This window comes from Acaryochloris sp. IP29b_bin.137 (genome assembly GCF_028285745.1).
Lineage (GTDB): Bacteria > Cyanobacteriota > Cyanobacteriia > Thermosynechococcales > Thermosynechococcaceae > Acaryochloris.
Map to the genome: position 1 here is coordinate 1 of NZ_JANQOP010000146.1, position 3,610 is coordinate 3,610.

5 protein-coding genes are annotated in these 3,610 nt (G+C 47.2%); all 5 read left to right on the forward strand.

Features of this window, described 5'->3' with window-relative positions; all coding sequences use genetic code 11:
- Positions 1-154 precede the first annotated feature (154 nt).
- Positions 155-427 (forward strand): hypothetical protein, encoded by a 273-nt coding sequence (locus Q0991_RS11355; RefSeq protein ID WP_299488506.1) that lies wholly within the window; start codon positions 155-157, stop codon positions 425-427.
- A 154-nt stretch (positions 428-581) separates the two neighbouring features.
- Positions 582-821 (forward strand): hypothetical protein, encoded by a 240-nt coding sequence (locus tag Q0991_RS11360; RefSeq protein WP_299488508.1) that lies wholly within the window; start codon positions 582-584, stop codon positions 819-821.
- Positions 811-1,242, forward strand: a complete 432-nt coding sequence (locus tag Q0991_RS11365) for an HNH endonuclease (RefSeq protein ID WP_299488510.1) — start codon at positions 811-813, stop codon at positions 1,240-1,242. The genes Q0991_RS11360 and Q0991_RS11365 overlap by 11 nt, the downstream gene beginning before the upstream one ends.
- Positions 1,243-1,718: 476 nt before the next feature.
- Complete coding sequence (locus Q0991_RS11370) at positions 1,719-2,417, forward strand: glutathione S-transferase family protein (protein WP_299488513.1); 699 nt, start codon at positions 1,719-1,721, stop codon at positions 2,415-2,417.
- Between the two features lie 69 nt (positions 2,418-2,486).
- Entirely contained in the window at positions 2,487-3,422 is a 936-nt protein-coding gene (locus Q0991_RS11375; RefSeq protein ID WP_299488515.1) for a HEAT repeat domain-containing protein, read from the forward strand.
- Positions 3,423-3,610: the final 188 nt, after the last annotated feature.

Consider the following 3,610-nt stretch of genomic DNA (forward strand, 5'->3'; position numbering starts at 1 on the left):
TTAGCAACTCCCGAAGTTTTGGGATAGGACTATGACCGCAGGGAAGGTTAAACCTTACGAGTCCTCCGGTCAAACCGGAGGCTTAAGAAGGATAGTTAATGTCAAACTCTCCAAGATAAAATGGAAATGGTACTCCCCAAGTGAGGTTAGACTCATGGCCGTTCGCCAACGACACCACAGTAAGGAAGAGTTAGCCAGACGTGGGCAAGAACTCTATGAGTCCGGCATTTGGCAACAAGTCGAAGCAGAAAATGAGGGCAAAATCGTGGCGATCGATATTGAAACCGGCGAGTTTGAGGTTAATGAAACACTCATGGGGGCAACCGATCGGCTCTTTGAACGTCAACCCGATGCTCAGCCTTGGACCCTTCGGATTGGACACAATGCGGTCTATCATTTTGGAGCGAGAAGCCTGAGAAAGGATTAATGATTCATGGAGTTGTCAATTTTCGCGATGAATTAACGCTTTCCCTCCCAGTTGGCAACTCGAAATACCTTCTGAACTGGTCAGGTTTGCCAAGTTAGAATGACGATGTAATTGAACTCAAACTATCTGCAACTACGGTTTCAGAACGAAAAAAATGGTTACAACACTGAAGCAGCCATCCTCGTTGATACACGAAATTCGGCTCGAACCAGTCGATACTTGGTATTTGTTCAAATTCAGTGACACGCTTCAACTTCGTATGGAAAGCCTACTAGATAAAAAAAAGGCAGACCAACTTTCCCTTGAGGAAATAGCAGAGCTAGATGCCATATCAGAATTAGATCGCATTTTTACCCATATGAACGCAATGCTTACGGCTCAGCATGCCAATTAGCGATGAAACGAAAAGAACAGTCCGAGAAAGAGCCAAGTATTTATGCGAATACTGCCATTCGTCAGAACGTCTCAGTGCAAGCCGCTTTACGATTGATCACATCACCCCAAAATCCTTGAGTGGATCTGATGATCTTGAGAATCTTGCACTGGCATGTCGCCGTTGCAATGAAAGACGTTATAACTTTGTTGCCAGCATTGATCCAGAATCACAAGCGACAGTGCCTATCTTTAACCCTCGCTTACAGAAATGGGAGGAACATTTCACTTGGGTCGATCAAGGTATCTTGATTAAGGGAATAACTGCAGTTGGTCGTGCAACTTGTGTTCGCCTGGATTTGAATGACACTCGCTATCCAGAAAAAGATTCGATCCGGGAGACCTGGAGATTTTGGATTAAAACAGGATTGCATCCACCATAAATCTTTGCCATAGGGCTTAAACTGCTGGCTTGCATATGGCCTACATGGCAAAGCATAAACAGTTAACCGAAAGCGAATGATACTTCGCCATCAAACTTTATCGTTAAGGCTCTGGAATAGCAGTGAATGCTTAACCGCTCATTGCGGAAGGTGATTAAGACCAAAGCTGTCTTCCCTAATCAAGAGTCTATCTACAAGTTGATGTAGTGGGTTACGGCATTTGAAGTATCTTTGATTCTTTCGCCATCGCTTTTTGCTAATCGCTAGCGCTCAACATCGAGTCGAACTTAAGACGGAGATGGACACAGCTGAGCTTGACTCTTTAATAGTAAATATGTACCATAGCCTCAAGATCTCCTTAATTAAGGTCTTAAAAAGCTTGCTAGATCAGCAGCACCTTTATCTATAATTTCACTCCTACCTTTTGCACAGAATCGTTTTGCTCATCATCTGATTTTGAGAGTCAAGGAAATAGCATGCTGACGCTTTACCAGTTTGAGCCTGTCTGGGGCTTGCCCAATGCCAGCCCATTTTGCATGAAGCTCGAAACTTACCTGCGGATGACCCACTTAGACTACCAGGTAGACACCAGTGCTGATGTGCGCAAAGCGCCCAAAGGCAAACTGCCTTATATCAAAGACAACGGCAAGATTATTGCGGACTCTAACTTAATCATTGACTACCTAAAAGCGACCTATGGCGATCCTCTGGATGGACATCTGAGTCCCATGGATGCTGCGGTTGCCCTCGCGTTTCAGCGACTCATAGAGGAGAACTTGTATTGGGCGTTAGTTTACAGTCGCTGGATTGATGAGAAAAATTGGCCCACCACCAAAGCCGTCTATTTCTCTGATTTACCGCTAGTTTTAAGGTCCATCATTCCCAAAATTGCCCTGAAGAGCGTTACTCAAAACCTTCAAGGCCACGGGATGGGCAGACATACACCAACAGAGATTTATCACATTGCGACCTTGGATTTACAAGCCCTTTCTAGCTTCCTGCACGATAAGCCTTATTTTATGGGTGACCAGCCCACCACTTTAGATGCCTCTGCCTATAGCGTGCTAGCCAATATTTTGGACGATACCCTCACCTCGCCGCTGCGAGAAAACGCAATGCAATTAGAGAATTTAGGCAGATATTGCGATCGCATGCATCAAGCCTACTATGCTTAAAAGATCCTATTATTGGATCCCATGCAGAGGCGAAATCAATCATAACGCTATATTCAGGCACATGAACGAATGCCCAAGTCGCAACCTTTAGAAGAAACCCAAGTTCTGTTGGCAGAATTGCGGGATGCTCCCCTAACCCCTGAGACTCAAGCACAATGGCAACAGGTCTTGCGAAGCCCAAAAGCGCCCATCATTACCCAGGCGGCGAAAATCTTGGCTCAACGTGAGATCACGGCTCTCAATCCAGAACTGGCAGAGGCGTTTGCCCGGTTAATGGAAAAACCCGTTAAGCGCGACCCCAATTGCTTGGCTAAGGCTGCGATCGCAGATACTCTATACCGCCTCGAATCCCACAATCACACCCTTTTCTTGCAAGGTATTCGACATGTGCAGATGGAGCCCGTCTGGGGAGGAACCGTGGATACGGCAGCAACGCTACGAGGCAACTGTGCGTTAGGGTTAGTGCGGATGCACTATGCTGACGCCATAACAGAGCTAGCGGATTTACTGGCCGATCCAGAAGGGCCAGCCCGCATGGTTGCGGCTCGTGCGATCGCCTATAGCGAAGACCCTCAAGGTATTCCGCTCCTCCGCTTGCGAGCCAAGATGGGGGATGAGCCCCAAGTCTTATCTGAGTACTTGGCTGCATTGCTCAAGCTAGCGCCACAGCAATCGCTTGCCTTTGTGTCTGAGTTTCTACAAAACACCAACCCGCAAGTCCAGGAGCTAGTGGCGCTGGTCCTGGGTGAGTCTAGGCAGCCTGACGCCCTAGCCAGCCTCACCACTTGGTGGGAGGAGGTCAGCAATCCTGAGCTGCGGGTCACGGGACTGCTATCCATTGCTATGCTTAGAACCGATCCAGCTTTTGAGTTTTTGCTCGATCTCGTAGCTGAAGCCAGTGAAACCGTTGCGAAAGAAGCGATTAAAGCCCTGGAAATTTATCGCCAAGATTATGATCTATGGCAGCGGGTCTGTGCAGCGCAAAAACAGAGAGGTTTAGGGTAGCCAGACTCCGAAAGCACGTGAGATATGCCACAGTAATCAATAAGCATCCGCTGTTCAACCCTGTGCCTCACCAAATTTTGGGGTAAGATTGGCGTTGTTGCATGAATCGATCTTTGCTGGGAGGAGGTTTCAGCGATCCAGATTGTCCAAAATGGATAAAAATCGAAGATTCTCCCCAACTCTAAGCT

What these genes read in the sequence shown, in the direction of transcription:
- Q0991_RS11360 (WP_299488508.1), top strand. Translation starts at nt 582, where the DNA reads ATGGTTACAACACTGAAGCAGCCATCCTCGTTGATACACGAAATTCGG.
- Q0991_RS11370 (WP_299488513.1), top strand. Translation starts at nt 1,719, where the DNA reads ATGCTGACGCTTTACCAGTTTGAGCCTGTCTGGGGCTTGCCCAATGCC.
- Q0991_RS11355 (WP_299488506.1), top strand. Translation starts at nt 155, where the DNA reads ATGGCCGTTCGCCAACGACACCACAGTAAGGAAGAGTTAGCCAGACGT.
- Q0991_RS11365 (WP_299488510.1), top strand. Translation starts at nt 811, where the DNA reads ATGCCAATTAGCGATGAAACGAAAAGAACAGTCCGAGAAAGAGCCAAG.
- Q0991_RS11375 (WP_299488515.1), top strand. Translation starts at nt 2,487, where the DNA reads ATGCCCAAGTCGCAACCTTTAGAAGAAACCCAAGTTCTGTTGGCAGAA.